General features: G+C 23.9%; 15 protein-coding genes. 7 read left to right on the top strand and 8 right to left on the bottom strand.

The genetic code is table 11. The annotated features are described in order from the left end of the window. Nucleotides 1–15: 15 nt before the first annotated feature. From IC758_RS20020 to IC758_RS20010, 3 genes are all read right to left on the bottom strand, one after another. The gene (locus IC758_RS20020; protein WP_227825034.1) at nucleotides 16–453 is read right to left on the bottom strand and encodes a hypothetical protein; all 438 of its coding nucleotides are present in this window, start codon (nucleotides 451–453) and stop codon (nucleotides 16–18) included. A 16-nt stretch (nucleotides 454–469) separates the two neighbouring features. Next, the gene (locus IC758_RS20015) at nucleotides 470–2,527 is read right to left on the bottom strand and encodes an SPFH domain-containing protein (RefSeq protein ID WP_227825033.1); all 2,058 of its coding nucleotides are present in this window, start codon (nucleotides 2,525–2,527) and stop codon (nucleotides 470–472) included. Between the two features lie 108 nt (nucleotides 2,528–2,635). Further along, nucleotides 2,636–2,956, bottom strand: coding sequence for a hypothetical protein (locus IC758_RS20010; protein WP_227861014.1), 321 nt, complete (start codon nucleotides 2,954–2,956; stop codon nucleotides 2,636–2,638). Between the two features lie 182 nt (nucleotides 2,957–3,138). Between IC758_RS20010 and IC758_RS20005 the strand changes: the two genes are divergently transcribed. The 3 genes from IC758_RS20005 (at nucleotide 3,139) to IC758_RS19995 (ending at nucleotide 6,958) form a co-directional block, all read left to right on the top strand. Continuing rightward, on the top strand, nucleotides 3,139–4,347 hold the full coding sequence (locus IC758_RS20005; RefSeq protein WP_227825032.1) for a hypothetical protein: 1,209 nt from the start codon (nucleotides 3,139–3,141) through the stop codon (nucleotides 4,345–4,347). Between the two features lie 238 nt (nucleotides 4,348–4,585). Beyond that, nucleotides 4,586–6,325: a stalk domain-containing protein gene (locus tag IC758_RS20000; RefSeq protein ID WP_227825031.1), complete on the top strand. Its 1,740-nt coding sequence runs from the start codon at nucleotides 4,586–4,588 to the stop codon at nucleotides 6,323–6,325. A 318-nt stretch (nucleotides 6,326–6,643) separates the two neighbouring features. Beyond that, nucleotides 6,644–6,958: a hypothetical protein gene (locus IC758_RS19995; RefSeq protein ID WP_227825030.1), complete on the top strand. Its 315-nt coding sequence runs from the start codon at nucleotides 6,644–6,646 to the stop codon at nucleotides 6,956–6,958. A gap of 72 nt (nucleotides 6,959–7,030) precedes the next feature. On the opposite strand, the gene IC758_RS19990 is transcribed toward IC758_RS19995, so the two are convergent. Then, complete coding sequence (locus IC758_RS19990) at nucleotides 7,031–7,480, bottom strand: hypothetical protein (RefSeq protein WP_227825029.1); 450 nt, start codon at nucleotides 7,478–7,480, stop codon at nucleotides 7,031–7,033. A gap of 12 nt (nucleotides 7,481–7,492) precedes the next feature. Next, nucleotides 7,493–7,996: a hypothetical protein gene (locus tag IC758_RS19985; RefSeq protein WP_227825028.1), complete on the bottom strand. Its 504-nt coding sequence runs from the start codon at nucleotides 7,994–7,996 to the stop codon at nucleotides 7,493–7,495. Between the two features lie 343 nt (nucleotides 7,997–8,339). On the opposite strand from IC758_RS19985, the gene IC758_RS19980 reads away from it, so the two are divergent. After that, nucleotides 8,340–8,849, top strand: coding sequence for a hypothetical protein (locus IC758_RS19980; protein WP_227825027.1), 510 nt, complete (start codon nucleotides 8,340–8,342; stop codon nucleotides 8,847–8,849). 185 nt (nucleotides 8,850–9,034) lie between these two features. Here IC758_RS19980 and IC758_RS19975 read toward each other — a convergent pair whose 3' ends face one another. The 3 genes from IC758_RS19975 to IC758_RS19965 form a co-directional block, all read right to left on the bottom strand. Then, complete coding sequence (locus IC758_RS19975) at nucleotides 9,035–9,715, bottom strand: hypothetical protein (protein ID WP_227825026.1); 681 nt, start codon at nucleotides 9,713–9,715, stop codon at nucleotides 9,035–9,037. Between the two features lie 26 nt (nucleotides 9,716–9,741). After that, nucleotides 9,742–12,360: a transglycosylase domain-containing protein gene (locus IC758_RS19970; protein ID WP_227825025.1), complete on the bottom strand. Its 2,619-nt coding sequence runs from the start codon at nucleotides 12,358–12,360 to the stop codon at nucleotides 9,742–9,744. 417 nt (nucleotides 12,361–12,777) lie between these two features. Next, nucleotides 12,778–15,372 carry an AAA family ATPase gene (locus tag IC758_RS19965; RefSeq protein WP_227825024.1) on the bottom strand — a complete coding sequence of 865 codons (2,595 nt, stop codon included), beginning with the start codon at nucleotides 15,370–15,372 and terminating at the stop codon, nucleotides 12,778–12,780. 284 nt (nucleotides 15,373–15,656) lie between these two features. Between IC758_RS19965 and IC758_RS19960 the strand changes: the two genes are divergently transcribed. The 3 genes from IC758_RS19960 (at nucleotide 15,657) to IC758_RS19950 (ending at nucleotide 17,411) form a co-directional block, all read left to right on the top strand. Beyond that, the gene (locus IC758_RS19960) at nucleotides 15,657–16,328 is read left to right on the top strand and encodes a hypothetical protein (protein ID WP_227825023.1); all 672 of its coding nucleotides are present in this window, start codon (nucleotides 15,657–15,659) and stop codon (nucleotides 16,326–16,328) included. 3 nt (nucleotides 16,329–16,331) lie between these two features. Next, on the top strand, nucleotides 16,332–16,757 hold the full coding sequence (locus tag IC758_RS19955) for a RusA family crossover junction endodeoxyribonuclease (RefSeq protein WP_227825022.1): 426 nt from the start codon (nucleotides 16,332–16,334) through the stop codon (nucleotides 16,755–16,757). Nucleotides 16,758–16,889: 132 nt separating this feature from the next. Next, entirely contained in the window at nucleotides 16,890–17,411 is a 522-nt protein-coding gene (locus IC758_RS19950; protein WP_227825021.1) for an HPF/RaiA family ribosome-associated protein, read from the top strand. Nucleotides 17,412–17,420: the final 9 nt, after the last annotated feature.

The following is a 17,420-nucleotide window of genomic DNA, read 5'->3' as shown; positions in this document are numbered from 1 at the left end:
ATTTTATAACAATATTCACATATTATAATTTTTCATCAATATTCTTTTTTTATTCTCAACAAAGTCTTTAGAGTATACTTCTAAGAATTTAACATTTTCATCTCTATATAACTTCGAAAATAAACTTAATGCCATTTTTTCTTTTTTTACAATTCTTACTCCTATTGTACTATCATCAAAACAAAAAATTTCCTCGAACAAATCATTATAAAGAGAAGAATTTTTTTTATAATATTCTTTCTTATAATATTCTTGTAAAATCTTACTATTTAAAAATTTATCAATTGTATATATATAACCTTCATATTCAAATTCAATTTGATTTTTATTACAAATTAATATAGATTTATTTATATCTACAGCTTCTTTTATATTATTTATTAACTCCTTTATTATTTTATTTTTTTTATAAAGCTTAAAACTCATCATTTCTTTATATTTAGTTAAGAACATATTAACCCCTTGCCTGTTATATTAAATCATTTTCATTAATTTTTGTCTTTGCTTCATTTAGGCTTTCTTGAACATCTGTCTTTTCTTTACATTTTAAAGGTTCGAAATTTTCCATTTTTTTAATTGTACATAATTGAAGAATATTATCTAAAACATTAGATGAACCTTTATTTGGATCATTTGTTATAATATTTTTAGGAACTATATCAATATTGCCATCTTTTATAGCTTCTGCAAATTTTATAGCAACTTCTTTTTTTATTAGAAGCTCAGCGCTACCATAAGCATTTGCTTTTTCTCTATTGGCAGAAGCTATAGCTTTACCTACTTTTTCTTCTTTTTGTGCTTCTGCTTCTGCTAACGCTTTAATACTTTCTGCTTCTGCCTTTGCTTTTTCTGAAATTCTATATGTCTCGGCTTCTACTTCTTTTTCTTTAATATATAGTTTTGAATCTGCTTCTATTTTATTTTGTGTTGCTTTTATCTCTGCTACTGCTTTTTCTGCTTCTGCATTATTTTTTTCTATACTAATGTGGATTTCTGAACTTGTTAGATTATCTTGTTCATTTATTTTAGATTGTAGTTCTCTATATTCTCTTTCTTTTGCAGATGCTGTTTTTTTAGCCTCATATGTTTCAACTTGCTCTTTTGCTAATTGTCTATCTGCTAACTGTTCTATAAGAGCTAATATCCTTTCATCCCCATTGGCTTTAGGAGTATCTATTAAAACTTCTTCTAATTCTAAATTAAATTTTTGAAATTCTTCTTTCATTATTTTATATGATTCTTGACTTATCTCTGTTTTATTTTGTAGTAATTCTAAAAAAGTTTTTGTCTCTGCAACTTGTTTAAAATAAGCAGATATAATAGGGTCTAAAGTCTGATCAACCAACTTTTGTACTGAACCAAATCTTTGTATTACAAGTGGAGCTTTTTTATAATCTATATGAACTACTACAGAAAGTGGTAATAAAGGTTTAAATCCATCTTTAGTAATGACAGATAATTCTTTTAGATGTCTATCATATTCGTATTGGCCACATTCATCGCCTCTCCACTTTAATGCAAAGTTATCTGTTGGAATCTTTTCAATTGAACCAGAATAAATATTAAAAGCATATTTGCCTGGCATTAAAGGATTTTTAAGTATCCCTCTGCATCCATCTTCTACTAACTCTCCATGAGTGTAAGATTTGCCAGAAACATCTTCTCCTTTTTGTCCAATATAAGAACAAACTACCCCAACTGAACTTATTTCTATTTCTTGCTTGGGTACAATTTCGATTGATGCAAAAAGACGATTTATTACATACACCCCTTCTGTTAATACTTCATATTGTCTACCCTTATATCCTCCAGCTTTTAAAAATGCTTCTATATCTTGAAAAGAATTGTGGTATAAGTCAGGATTATTTTCATCATCTCCAACTATTGGTGCAATTAGATCTCCTTGCTTCAATGCTTTTCCTTCTTTAGTTACTACAATGCCAAGATTATCTTCTTTATCATCAATGACTATTGGATCAAAACCATTTTTCTTAATTAATTCATCTTTCATTTTTTTAATGTCTTCGATTTCTTTTTTATCTCCTATATTTAAAAAATAAGTTTCATTTTTTGTTAAGATTATAAATTCAGCTAAATTAAAAGCATATGTTCCTTCTCTTAAAACAACTCTTTGAGGTCCTTTTTGACCTCCATTTTTCAAGAATGTTTTTGTATCTTGAAAATCATTGCATGACACTGCTCTACCTAATATTTGCCCATTTTTTAAACTTTCACCTGAACGAGCAAAAACATAACCAATCTGTCCTTGTTTTATTGTAACTAATGGCTTTTTATGAACTTTGTAAAAAAGTCTATTCTTAAAATGTAATCCTGTTCTAAGAATATCTGCTTGAAAACCAGCTTCTCCATTTAAGGCTATAAGTTCACCTTCTTTTAAAAAGTTCTTTGAGAATTTTTTTTCAACAATTCCTATTTCTCCACTTCCTATAATCCTTGGTCCAATTAGAATAATCCCTAAAAATATACAAATTACCAATGTAAATACAACAACCATAATATCAATCATTATTTTCTCCTTTTTATTTTTTCTTTTTATTTTTAATATAAATATATACTTTTTGTTGTTTATAGTCAACGTAAATCACGAATTTATTTTTTATAAAAAAACGTATTTCTATTTATTATTAGAAATCCATTCTCCTAAAAAACAACCAAGCTTTATAAAAGAAAAATATATTAATAAAAATATAAGATTTTTATATTCTAAAGAAATAATTAATAGAGATATATAAGCTACAAAAGGGAAAATCAAAAAACTTTCATTTAAATTCTCTTTTTGTACTATGAGGCCTTGTATAAAGAATAAAATAGGGAATATAAGGATGTTTAAAATAATTGATATTTGATTTATGTTATAAGCTGAGGTATTATTAATATTTACCTCTAAAAATACTATAGATAAAACAATTATAATTGATGGTATAAATTTTTTCATTAATGTCTCCTTTCATTGTTTGTTATTGTATCTAATTCATTATATAAAATGTTTACATTAATATAAGAAACAATGTAATAATAGATATGCAAAATATATTTTTATCTTCTAAATTAAAAAAGGTTAACACTATAATTTGGCGAATAGATTTAAATAGTTATTTTTTATAAAGGGTGATTTGATTGGGGATAAAAAACTTTTTTAATAGATTTAAGAAAAAAAGCTCTAAAGAAAAGCACATTAAAACAATTGACAGTTTTGATATTATACAAAGAATAATATATACAAAATTTTCAAATGAATATATTTTTATTAATATTCTTCTAAATTTAGAAGATGAAATAATATTAATTCATAAAACTTGCTATTCCGTATGTCGTACTAACTATAAATTTTTAATTAATAATTCATATATATGCTTTAAATGCAATTCAATTTATTTGACTGATAAATTAAATAAGGAGCTACTACTTTTTTTTGATTATAAATATGAATTATTAGAACCTGTTACAGATTATAATAAGCCTATAATGTTAATGCATAAATCATGTAAGAAAGTCTCTTGTATAAAACCTTCAGATATAACAAAAGATTATTATTGTAAATTTTGTAAACCTATTAATACATCGTCAAGATTTAAAGAGAAGGTATTAGAGCTTACAGGGAATGAGTATGAAGTAACAGGCAGATTTATTTCAGCAAGTGAAAACATTTTAATGAAGCATACAAAATGTAATAAGGAGTTTTTAGTTACTCCTCATGAATTTATTTCTGGTAAAAGATGTCAGCATTGTTTAACAAAAAAGAAAACTGAAAGATTACAAAAAAGGATATTTGAAAATTTTTCAGATGAATATATTCTAACGAGTAATTATAATGGGTTTTATGGAGAAGTTGAGATTTTACATTCTAAATGTGGATTTAAGTTTAAAACAGCACCTTATTTTTTAGAATTTAAAGAGAAATGCAAAGTTTGTTCTCAAGAAGATTATTTAAAACAACTTAATAAAAATAATACTCTATCACAAGAAGATATTTTTAAAAAAGATATTTATGATTTTTCTAATAAGGAATTAATAGTATTAGATATGGAAGAAAATCAATTTAGTGTGTTTGAAAAAAGTTCAAAAGAAGTTTTTATTTTAGAAAAAGAAGCTTTTCTTAATCTTGAAGATAAAAATAACATTAAATATACTTTCATTAACTATTTATTATTAAAAAATAATCTTAACAGATATGTACTTGTCTCTGATTATGTAAACTTATTAACATATACAAAGTTTTTATGTAAAGAATGCGATAACTTATTTTTAGCAAAACCAATAGATATAATAAATAGAAATAAAAAATGCCCAATTTGTAATGAAAAAATACATGTGAACTCTTATTAAGATAAAAATACCTATTAATACTTTTTACAGTAATTAATAGGTATTTTTTTGATGTCATATATTTAGAGGGGTAAAATATACAACATTTGTCCATGAACTCTATATATTACACAATAATTATATTTATAATAAATAAACCTTGTACAATGGTAATATTTTTTAGATATTCAAGTGAATGTTATAAAAGAAGTATCTTTTGTATAGTATGTAATATTAAAAATAAGAAAGGGGCTAAGTTATGCATAAAAAATTAATATCCGCAATTTCGATAGGGCTAATTTTAATTCAAGTTGTCCCAACTACTTCATTTGCGGTAAATAAAGCTAATTATAAAAATAATATAACAAGAAAAGAAAGTACAAATAATAGTTTAATAAGTCCAAATAAAAAAGATATTATACCAGTTGTGTTTAATCCAGATACAATGCAGGACCTTGATAGAATTTTAGAGTCTTTAGATAAATTAAATTTAGATTTTAGTAAGAGTTTATTAATAGATATATTTAATATGTCTGTAAATCTACATACAAATTTAGAAGACTCAGAAATACAAAAACATAAAGACTATGATCAATTTGATTATATTTTCTTTCAACTTATTTATTTAGCTTTTGTTAATACTAATGGGAGCGAAAGAAATGAACTTTTTATAAAATTTATGGATGAGATGTACCTATCTTCTGTAAAAAGATTAAACAGTAATGACAAATATTCTTTTTTCCTTGATAAATATGGGCTATACATAGGATATCAGTTATCAGATTATTTTAAAGATGAGAGAACTAATAAAATATTAAAAGGTGGAGCTTCTATGTTTATTGAACTACAAAATTTTACTCCAACAGAAGAAACAGGTAAAATCCCAGAGGATGAACTACCTTCAAGTATCGAACCTACAAAACCAGATGGAGACGATAATCCTAATAAAGATGAGCCTCCTATTTATATACCAGATAAAATTCCAGATGATGAATTTAATCCTGGTGGTAACAATAATAATGGTACACCTGATAATTATGATCCAAGCTTAGATAATGGTTTAACTCCAGGAAATTCTTCTGATTTAACTTCTGATGAATATGTAAAAGAAAATAATAGTTGCACTAAAATAACTACAATCTATGACTTAAATGGAAATATCGTAAACAAAAAGAAAACTAAAGCTCAAAATGGGTTTTGCAACATATTTAATTCTAACATAGTAACGGGAGAAGTATGGAATAGAAACCATAATGGAGATTTAGCTTTAAATGTTTGGCAAAGCTTAAATGAAAATGAGTTAAATAAAGAAAGTAATCTTACTTTAAAGTTTACATTAAATAAAAATGATAAAAATATCTATTATTATGATTCTGGCATAAATGTAAATTTAAATAAAACTGTAACTTATAATCAAGTTAGAGATGTATTAAATCAAATTGCATTAAAAATAAAAAATGGTTACTTGATTGAAGATAAAAAGAAATTACTATTTATTGCTGAAGGTAAACCTTTGGTTGTAGAAGATAAAAAAAGCTCCTATTCAGAAGCTGAAATAAAAGGATTATTGAATACCTTTAATAATCTTTCTTTAAAAATAGAAGAAAAAGATAAAACCAATGAACCAAAATTTAAAGATGAAAAACAAAATTCTTCCTTAGATAAAATTTTTATAAATAATAAAGAAGTTAAATTAAAACATCCAGCTATGTTAAAAAACGGTATAATACAACTTCCTATTGAAGAAATCGCAAAAGAATTAAAAATTAAACTTAAAATTAATAAAAATTTAGCTATCTTGAGCGATAACAATAGTATAACTGAATACTATATTGGAACTAAAAAAATAAAAATAAATGGTGCTGAAAAATTAACTACAACTTCCTCTAAATTAGAAAACAATATTATTTATGCTGAAATGAATGCTGTACTTAGAGAATTTGGATTTAGTATAAATTTTAATGCATCTACTAATAAAATTTCTATACTTAAGAAATAATAAAATAGATAATTCAATCATTATAAAAAATTTAGTATTTATTCTTCAATAAAAATATCTAATGTAAGTATTAGATATTTTTATTGTATATATTATTTCCATTTTTTACCATTTTAGGTTATTTTTTTTATATTTAATCTATTATTTATAGATTATTAAACTATATAATCTAATAATTGTACACTTATTCTAAATTTTTTTAATAATTCATCATTATTTTTTGTATAAAATAAAAAACAATCATAAACTATGATATAATTATATAAATAAGTATAAAAAGTATGTTTATCAAAAAGTATTGGGGAGAGTGATTTTTAGATGTTAAATTATTCAATAACAGCAGAAATTAGTAATAACAACAGGGTTGTAGTTTTAAAATCTGAAATGTTTCAGCCAGAATTTAATATTTTATTAAATTATATTGATTTCTCTTTTTCCATAGAGAAAGAAGATTGTGTGGAAATCGGTTTCAATTCTTTTAATGCTATTTATAATGATTTTATTAAAAGTGATTATACAGAACACTGTAACTGTGTAAAAAGTGAAGAGGGTATACATAATATTAAAAACTTATTTGATAATATAAAACTAAATATGCTTAAAGAGGACACTATCTATTTTTTATGGGAATAATTAATTAAATATCTTATTTTACATAAAAAAATCTCTTACCATAAATGCTAAGTAAGAGATTTTTTATTAGAGCTATTCAAAACTTCTAAAATTCAAATTATTATTTGCATCCATATACATTTTAGAACAATGGTAATGAATTCTATCAAACATTTTTTTTTGTATTTTTAATCGTTTTAAAAATACTTTAAATAAATTAATCTCTATTTTTAAATCTTCAATTTCTTCTTTTTTTGTAATATGTTCCATTTCTAAAAAAAAATTTTTACTTATTTTTTCTGAATAAATATTATCTGTTAACCCTATAAGATCTCCAAAATAATGGCTCCATAAATTCGAATCAATTATTAAATGGTATAGATTTTCTAAATCATTTTCATTGCAACTAAGATATTCTTCTAATGTTGTTTTATATCCTTCAAAAGATAATGATATATTTCTATCTTTAAATAATTTTCCTACTTTTTTAGAAATTTCTATAAACTCTAATTGTCTTCTTAATATTTTCTTTGACTTTTTCATCATAATCACCCATTAACTAAAATTTGGATTTTGCATCTTTATACAGTTACAAGTATTCTTACAATGGTGGTGACATTTATAAGAAAAGTCTATTTTACTTTCTATTACTTTTAAAAAAGCTTTCAATGAATTTTTATTTTTTCTCGTTTCTACAACTGAAGCTTCTCTATTAGCAAATCTATCTCCTCTATTTACGGATTTCACGTCTGCCATCTCAGATGCAATAGCAAACACCTCTTTCTCTGCAACCTCAGAATCTAAATATAATTTTTCAATTACTGCTTGCATATTTGTAAAATACTCCCCCCACATGTTAAAATCTCTACTTAATTCCCATAGCTTATTATAATCCTTAGAGTCAACTTCTCCATATTCTTTTACTGTGTTTTTATAGCCTTTAAAATTCAATTCTATGTTTAGAGATTGGAGATATGGATTTATTTCCTTAACTAATTTTTGGAAATAATCCTCTTCACCCCTAATAGGAAGTTCTGGTGGTCTTGCCAATTTAACCATCTCCTTTTTAATAAAAAACCTTTTTATATTTTTTTATTATATAATACAATTTATTTTTTAATTCCATTAAATAACAAATTATTTTTTTAAAAAAAATAAAATAACAAAATATAATTTAAAATTATTATAAATACTAAATTATTTTTTATTATTAATAAAAATATTATTTTTTAATGTTAATTTAATATCAAAAATACATAAATTAACATTAAAAAATAATATTTTATATTTTCTCATATTTTTTGTTAATGCATTAGTAAGTATATAAGTTATACTAAATATTTAAAATTTGTATAATATTAACAAATGAAAATATGAAGAAAGGTAGGAATATAATTAAAAAATGAATTTAAATACACTAAAAAACAATAAAGGATTTACTTCTTTAGAGGTAGCCATATTTTCAATTATTTTTCTTATTTGTATTGCTGGAATTATGGATTTTCAAAATATGCAAAAAAAATTTAATTCCATATCTTCAACATCAACTTACATTTCAAGGGTTGTTGGGCATCAAGGAGGTATTAGAACTTCAGTCCCTTCTAATTACTTAGATAGTTATGTTACAAGCCAAAAATTATACCAAGATGTTAAGTATATTCTTGGGAAAGCTGGGATAGCAGAAGAAAAATGGAAAGTTTATATTAATGGGTATGAATTATCCCCAGACTTGTATATGCCTATTATTGGAAGGGGGACAAATATTACCACACAATTAAAATTTTCTTATGATTGGGACTTCCTATCCCAAATAATTCCTATAGAAAAAGAACAAACAAAGATATCCATGAGAAATACTATATCTACATTTAAACTAAGAGAGTCGTCCAACATAGACACAGAAATAAAATAGTGGTATAATTTAAAGTGCATTTAATATTATATAAGAACTCAATTTTAAAAAGTCTTGAGGTCTAAGAAAAAGAAGTTGTTTTTAGCATTAAATTTAAAAACTCTTTCTAAAACTAACTTTAAAAGTTCTGCTAAAAATTAACTAAAACAAAAAGTAGAGTATTAATACTCTACTTTTTGTTTTAGTTAAGACTGTTTTATGTTTTCTATAACTTCTATTACATTTTCATTTTTGGTATTGAATATATAATTATTACTAATAGTATTTATGTTTAGCTGGATGTTATCTATATCTTTATCCTTATTTATGTCTCTAAACATTATAGAAAAAGTCTTAGATTGGCTTACTATTTGTTCTAAACTATTTATTTCTGGTAAACTAACATTAATCTCTACATTATTATCTTTATATTTAATATTAGTTTCCTTAAATTTAGAAAGTTCTCTTGATTTTTCAATCGAAGGAACACCTACAAAAGTCCCTATTTTTATCATGTCTTTCTTTTTATCTATAATTACTTTGTTTGTTAGACCAGTTACAAAAAATTCTTCTTTTAAATTTTTTGTATTTGCATCTTTTGATACAAAAAATACTTTTAATTCATTTTGCTCCCAGTTTTTACTTTTCTTATAAAGTTCATTAGAAAAATCTTTAATATCATTCATTTGCAAGTTTCCTCTTACTATAAATTCTATAGAGTTATTTTTTATTTCTAAATTCTCAATACTATAATTTTGGCTAATTAACCCTTGTAAATTATCTTCTGATATTTCTGATTTTTTACTGACTTCTCCCCCTAAGACAAAACCTATGATTATAACTACTAAAGTAATTATAGCTATGACTTTCTTTTTAAAGAACTTCATTAAATAGCTCCTTTCTCCATTATATATTAAATTTTATTTTTATCATCATTAGTATCAATATTATCATTTTCTATATTTTTATTTTCATTATTATTTTTATCTTCTTGACTATCTTCAGTGTCGATGTTTTCATTATCTGATTCATTATTTAAATTTTCATCTTTATTTGTTGTATCTTTTTCTTCACTTTCTTGAACATTATTGTTGTTTTGGTTTTTAATTTTTTCTTGATATTCTCTTTCTTCCCTCTCTCGTTGTTTTTTAAAATATTCTTCTTCCCTTTTCTCTCTATTTAACTGAGCTTTAATATCATTAAAATTATTATTTAAAAATCTATATTCCTCCATAAGTTCATCATACACAGATTTTCTTTTTACATTCATTACACTATTTTTTACTTTTAAAAGAATTCTATCTAACTCTTTTACTTGTGTTAAATTAATTAGTTTATACTCTCTTAAACTTTCTATCTCATTTTTTGCTTTTATTTCTCTAATAAGTTCTTCATCTTCACTTAGTCCAAATATAACTCTATATTCTAATTCTTTTAATCTATCTTTTTGAGTTTTTGATTCATTATCTTTTCTATCTTTTTCAAGACTTAATCGTTCTTTTTTAATTGCAAATTCTTTAGGTCCTAATGTTTTTAATTTACCATTTTCAATATAAACTTGCTCTGGCTTTTTAAAGTCTACTTCCTTTTTACCTTCATGTAATCCACTCATGAATTTATTCCATATAGATTTAACTAAATTAGACTCTAAAGAAGATTGGTTTGAAGGTGTATCATCTCCGATCCATACAGACATTGTAAAATAAGGAGTATATCCACAAAACCATGCATCCTTATTATTATTTGTTGTTCCTGTTTTGCCTGCTTGGTATTTATAATTATTAAGTTTAGCCTTATGAGAAGTCCCATGTTCTTTTTCAATACTGCCTTTTAAAACATCTGTCATTAGGTAAGAAGCTCCTGAATCATATACTCTCTTTTTGTTTTTATTATTTTTGTAAATAACTTCTCCAGTTGTAATTTTTTTAATTTCTTTTACATTTGTAGGTTCTATAAATTCTCCATTCCTTGCAATTGTGGAATATGCACTTGCCATTTCAGTTGTCGTTGCTCCTCTTGTTAATCCTCCTAAAGCTATAGTAGGCGTTTTATCTGCTGGAGTTAGATATTTAAAATTCATTTTAGCTAAATATTTTAGAGACTTCTCAGCTCCATTTAGTTTGGTTAACCTAAATGGTATAGTATTTGTAGAAATCTCAGTGGCATATCTTAATGTTATATCTCCTTTATATCCTTTATACCAATTAAGTGGACCTTTATTAATTGGCTTATCTGTAAATTGATCATCTGGGGAATATCCTTTTTCAAATGCAGGTAGGTATGAAATTAGTGGTTTCATAGTTGAACCAGGTTGTCTTGCTCCAATAGAGGCTCTATTAAATGAGTTTAATTTACCATCTTGACTTCTACCACCAACCATTGCTATTACCTCTCCTGTATCATTATTAATAACAGTAGACGCAGATTGTTTCATGTACAAGTTATTAGACTTATTTATTTTTTTATACTTACTCATTTCTTTGTCTATAATAGATTGGAGTTTATCCTGCAGATCAGAATTAATACAGGTATTAATTTCATAGCCTCCATTAATTACTTCTTCTCTACATTTTTTATATTCTTTAGAGTATAAATTCAAATATTTTTTTCTTTGTTCTTCATTATCATATATATATCTAAATTGAAAACCATCATCTTTCATAATTTCTTCTACAGATTTTTGAATTGCATACTCAACAGCATAGTCATTAATGTTATTATCATAATATTTTTTTTGGATATTTAACTCAAGTACTTCTTTTTTAGCATTTATCTGTTCTCTCTCTGTTATAAATTTAGAACTATACATTTTATCAATTATGCTATTTCTTCGCTTTATAGAATTTTCTTTATTCGATACAGGGTCATATATAGAAGGGTTATTTGGTATTCCAGCTAATAAAGCTATTTGAGATAATGTTAAATCTTTTGTACTTTTCCCAAAATAATACATTGATGCTGTTTCGGCTGAATAACAACCATGACCAAAATTAATATTATTAACATAAAATTCTAATATATCACTTTTAGAAAATTTTTTCTCTATTTCTTGAGCTATTACAGCTTCTTCAAGTTTCCTCCAGATATTCCTATCCATAGTTAAAAACATATTTTTAGCTAATTGCTGTGTTATTGTGGAGCCTCCTTGCAGTTCTCCTCCTTTTAATATTACTATTCCTGCCCTAATCAAAGCTTTAAAATCAATTCCATTATGTTCGTAAAATCGTTTGTCTTCTACTGCTATAAAAGCTTTAAATAAGTAGGGATTTATATCCTTATATTTTTGATAATCATATTCTCTAACCTTAAATTCTTTTAATAATTTTCCATTATTATCATATATTTTTGTTGTTTTTCTGTTATTAAAAGAATTCCTATTCATATTTTCAGTTTTACTATAAGCTCTTTCTATATAGTTACTAATGTCATTTTTAAAATAAAGATATATAAAAATGGAAGCTATGAGAGATATAATTAAAAAAAGGAAAATAGATATAATAATAATTTTTATTTTTCTATTTTTTTTACCCATTGTTCTCTACTCCTTTTTTAATAATATATTTTATATAAGCAATATATTTTATAATTAATATAACATATTTTAGCAAAAATCTAAATATAAAAAAATATATAAAAAATACCTACAAAAGTAGGTATTCCTTTTTTAAGGATATCGCCTGGTTCCCCAGGCAATACGGGACCCTATATAAACTTAGGGGTTTACATATTTCTTTACTAACTTCAATTTCATAGTTCTTATTGAAAATTCCATTTAGAAATACCTCCAGTTAATATTTTACGCTTAGTAAAGCCCATTATTAAGGCAGAAAATTAAATTTTTTAATTTCTTACAATATATTATGCATGTTTATAAATCTCTATAATTTTATTACTTATATTTTTCAAAAAAAAGATACTGACAATAATTTAATTATTGTCAGTATCTTTTTTAAAATTTAATTAGATTGTTAATTATAGAGTTTACTACTATTTTGTCTATTTTAGCATGGCAAATAGGACATATTTCAACTTCCAACAAAAGTTTTTTATATAGTTCTATTTTATTTATTAGGTATTCCTTTTTCTGGTCAATATTATGTTTAAGTTCTTTTCCTTGATTTAATACTATGTTTAATTCTTCTTTTTGTTTTTCAATTATTTCTATCTTCTCTTTTTGTTCTTTTAAATGAATTAACTTAAGATCAACATCTTCAATACCATTTAATTTATTTTTAATTAAATTAAATTTATCTATTCTATTTTTTATATTTTTTAATTCTTCTTCTAATATATATATATCCTTTAAACTTTGAGATTTTTCTTTTATTGTCTCATTTATTCTATTTAAATCTTTAATTTTATTAATTTGTTTTTCCATATCCAATAAAACATCATATTTATCTTTTAAATATTTATACTTTTTGTATATATTTGTTTTTTCACTTTCAATTTTTTTGTACTCATATAATTTTTTTTCTTCTAATTCTATTTTCTCATAAGAGCCTTTTAGGTTGGTCATTAATGAATGTGCTTTATTAACTTCTTTTAATGCTTCTACTTTCCCTCTTAATTCTGTTCCTAATTTTAACACTTTAGTAAGTTCAGTAGATTTCTCTTCAAGAATTTTTATTTTAAAGAACTTATTAGTTAGCAATTCAAACATATCTGTAATTTTTTCTTTATTTTCAGTTAGCTTTAGCACTTTCTTTTCTAATTCACTTATACTTCTTTCTTTTTCTCTTAACTCCATAGAAAATTTTGATAACTTCTCTATTAACTCTTTTTTTAATTTAATCTCATTTAAAATACTCTCTACCTTATAGATATTTTCTTCTAATTTAAAAACATAATTGTAGCTTTCTTTTCTTTCTTCTAATTCGCTTATTTCTTTTTCAATCACATTTTTTTTCAGATTTATTTTTTTTATATTCGAAGTCATGTCTTTTACTACTACATCTCCATATTGCGTTCCATATAAGCTCCCTACCAATTTCGCTTTATCTGTAGAGGACATATTTTTACCAACAAAAAACCAAGGATCACCCTGATTAATAAAATTTACATCAACACTACTTTTCTCAGATAATTTAACTTTGTTAAATCCTAAAATTTCTTGAACTGTTGTTATTGCTTTTGTATTAAAATATTCTACACAACCTTTGTTTGGATTAAATATTTCATATCCATTTTTCCCTTTTCTTTTATTTCCGTTTTTATCTTCATTGTTTTCTACTATCCTACTAATTACAAATCCATTACTTAAATATAATGTTATTTTAAAAAAGTCTTCTCCACTTAAAATCTGGTTTCTTGGATTTTTAATATAACAATCATATACTTCTCTTATTGCTCTAAGTACAGCAGATTTGCCTTGACCACTTACTCCAGATACAACATTTAACCCTTCCGAAAATTCAAACACTGCATGTTTAAAACAAGCGAAATTAACAATTTCTAATTCAGTTATTGTGTATTTCCCTTTTGAAGAAAAAGGAACTTTCATAAGTTTTATATTTTCCACAATATTATTAACTGCTTGATCTCTTATGTTATCATCTATGTTTTTATTTTTTGCAATGTTTTTTACTATATCTACTATATCTATTCCTTTAGTTAATTCAGCCTTATTCATTAAGCTTTTTACATCTTCTATTTTTTCTAATTTTTTTTCTTTTTTAACTATTTTCTCTCTTGATAAAACTTCACTTCCCTTTTTAGCACATGTTAAAAAAATTGGCTTTGTATTTATTCCATTTTTATCTACTTCTATTAAAATAACTTTTGGCATACGGTTAATTTCTTTAAGTTCTGCTGATAATCGAAATGGAGAACCTGGATTTATAAATTTCCTTCCATTAATAATAATTTCATCATAGCCAATATGGTCATGTCCATTTATGGTCAAATCGGCTTCAGTATAAGCTATTTGAGAAACAACAGTATGTTTAAACTTCTTCCCATAACTTTTAGGCATTAAGTATCCATGTACAAGGTGGATGTGAAAATCAGCCAACTTTTTATTAACAATATAGGCAGATTTATCTTCTCCATCTATGTTATGAGTATAAGGAGCTCCTGTTATTGCTAAAGAAAAACCTTCTTTATCCTTAAAAATGACTGGCTTTTCTTTAGTTGCAATTGTTATAGCTCCACAACTAATTAAAACATTTAAAGACGTCTCTTCTAAAGAAGAAATTTCATTCCCTATTAATTCATGGTTCCCTATTGTTCCAATAACAGGAATAGTATTTTTTAGTTCTTGTTCTATTTCTCTAAAAGTTGTCTCCCCTGTTTTCATTTCTAATACCTTATTATTTAATTGAGAGAACTTAAAATCTTTAGCTAAAGAAGCAAGTTCCGATTCTGATAGTCTATCTGAATTAAGGAAATCTCCCATTTCCAAAAAAGCATCTATTTTATATTTATTTGCTATTTCCATTATTTCTTTCGTCTTTTTCTGTCTTGTCTCTTTAAAATTATCTATTCGGCTCCCTGGAGTTTTACTGGAATAATGCCAATCTCCCAAAACTAAAAATCTTAACATATAAAAATCCCCTCTTTTTTAATTTATTTGTATAATACATTTTTTTATATTTATTATATATATAGTCAATATATTTTATAAATTATTTTATATTGTTTATAAAAAACACGTTTTATTTATTGACTATATTAAACGCAAGTATTATACTTTATTTATAGATAAAACATTTACTTTAATCTAAATAAAAAGTTTTATTATAATTATAAAAAACTTGTATTATATAAATATTTTTAATTTGAAAGGAGAAAATCGCTATATATTTTTAATAGCGACTGTATAGGAATTTGAACCCAAATATAGAATTAATTTTAGAAAAAAATGAAGAGTTTTCTTATTTATCTAAGTTGGCTGATAGTAAATATTTTGAGGTAAAAAAACTTAATGAAAGTATAGATTTAGAGGAATTAAGCTATTTGCCTTATATTGAATTAAAAAAATTATATGATTGCATAAAAAATAGAATTAGTCCTGAAAAACTAAATCAAATTAAAAAAATATTAATTAAAAAAACTAAAGAATTTTATCCAGAATTAAATAAGGTCCACAATTATCCTGAAATTAATAACATTGTTTTTTTAAATGAGGATATTAAAATTAAATTAGATGAGCTTTTAACAAAATATGAAAATGAAATAATTACACCAAACTTTTCTTTTTTAGAATTACAAACCTCCAATGAAACCAATATAAAAATTATAGATTTTTTATATGACTCAGGCATGTTAGAAAAAATATATAATTTAAAATGTATTTGTGAAAAATCTAAACTTAGTATATCCGAAAAGAAATTTAATAAAATGAAAGATGTTTTTTCTTTAGGAGAAGATGACTTCGCCTATGTGGACTGTGATTATTGTAATGGTAGAGATATATTTGATTTAGAAACCTTAAATGAGTCTGTTGAAGTTAAATACAGATTCATAAAAAGATCCCAAAATAATATATTACAGATATAATTAATGTTAAAAATAGTTGTTACAGGAAGACCAATTAGTAAATCAAATTTTAAAATCTCAGGAAAAAACGGACAGCCCATAATGCCAGCTAAAGGGAAGTATTCAAAATATAGAGAATATGAAGAATTAGTTTCTTGGAGTTCGTTAAAAGCAATTTCTGCTTCTAAATACAAAACTACTAAATTTAATGAGAATTTGACGACAGTTATTAAATTATATTTTCCAGACAAGAGAAATAGAGATATACACAACTATCCAAAGAGCATTTGTGATGGTATTGAAAAAAGTGGAATAATAAAAAATGATAAATTATTAAAACCTGTGATTATTATGGATTTTATAGACAAAGAAAACCCACGAGTAGAGATAGAGCTCTATCCTTCATCTGAATATACTTTTAAATATTCATTAGATAAAATTAAAGAATAGATTATTCATTATTTTTGATTATATTTTATTTTATTTTATATATTATATATAAATAATATATTTATATTATTTATACTATTAATTGTTAGAGATTATATTATTTAAATAATATTTTCTTTTTTAGGAGGACTTATGGATATAAAAATCATAAAAAAACATAACCAAGAAATAAGTAAAGATATCGAATTAGCCATTCATCAAAAACTAAATTTTTTAGAAGTATTTTTAAAAGAAAATGACTATATAAAAATTACAGTTGAACAAAATAAATCAAGCTATAAGATAGAATTATTATTAGAATACAACAAAAAAATCATAAAAATGGATGAAGTTTCAGAAGATTTTTTTTCAGCATTAGAAAAAATTACAAATCGATTAAAAAGAAAATTGTATAAAATATACCACATGAATTTAAATATTAATTCTAATAATATTCCTTTTAAAAAAGTTATTAAAACTACTAATAAGCAAAAAAAAGAAGATATAAAAAGAAAACAAATAAAGTTAAAACCAATGTCTGAGGAAGAGGCTTTTCTTCAAATGAAATTACTTGGATATTCTTATTTTTTATTCTATAATCAGAATTTTATAATGTCTTTAATACATTTAAATAAAAATGGTCAGTATGAAATAATTCAAGGATTTTTAAAATAAAACAAATAT

The sequence above is a fragment of the Clostridioides sp. ES-W-0016-02 genome (genome assembly GCF_020641035.1).
Classification (GTDB): Bacteria; Bacillota; Clostridia; order Peptostreptococcales; family Peptostreptococcaceae; genus Clostridioides.
This window is presented reverse-complemented; position numbering and strand designations above follow the sequence as displayed.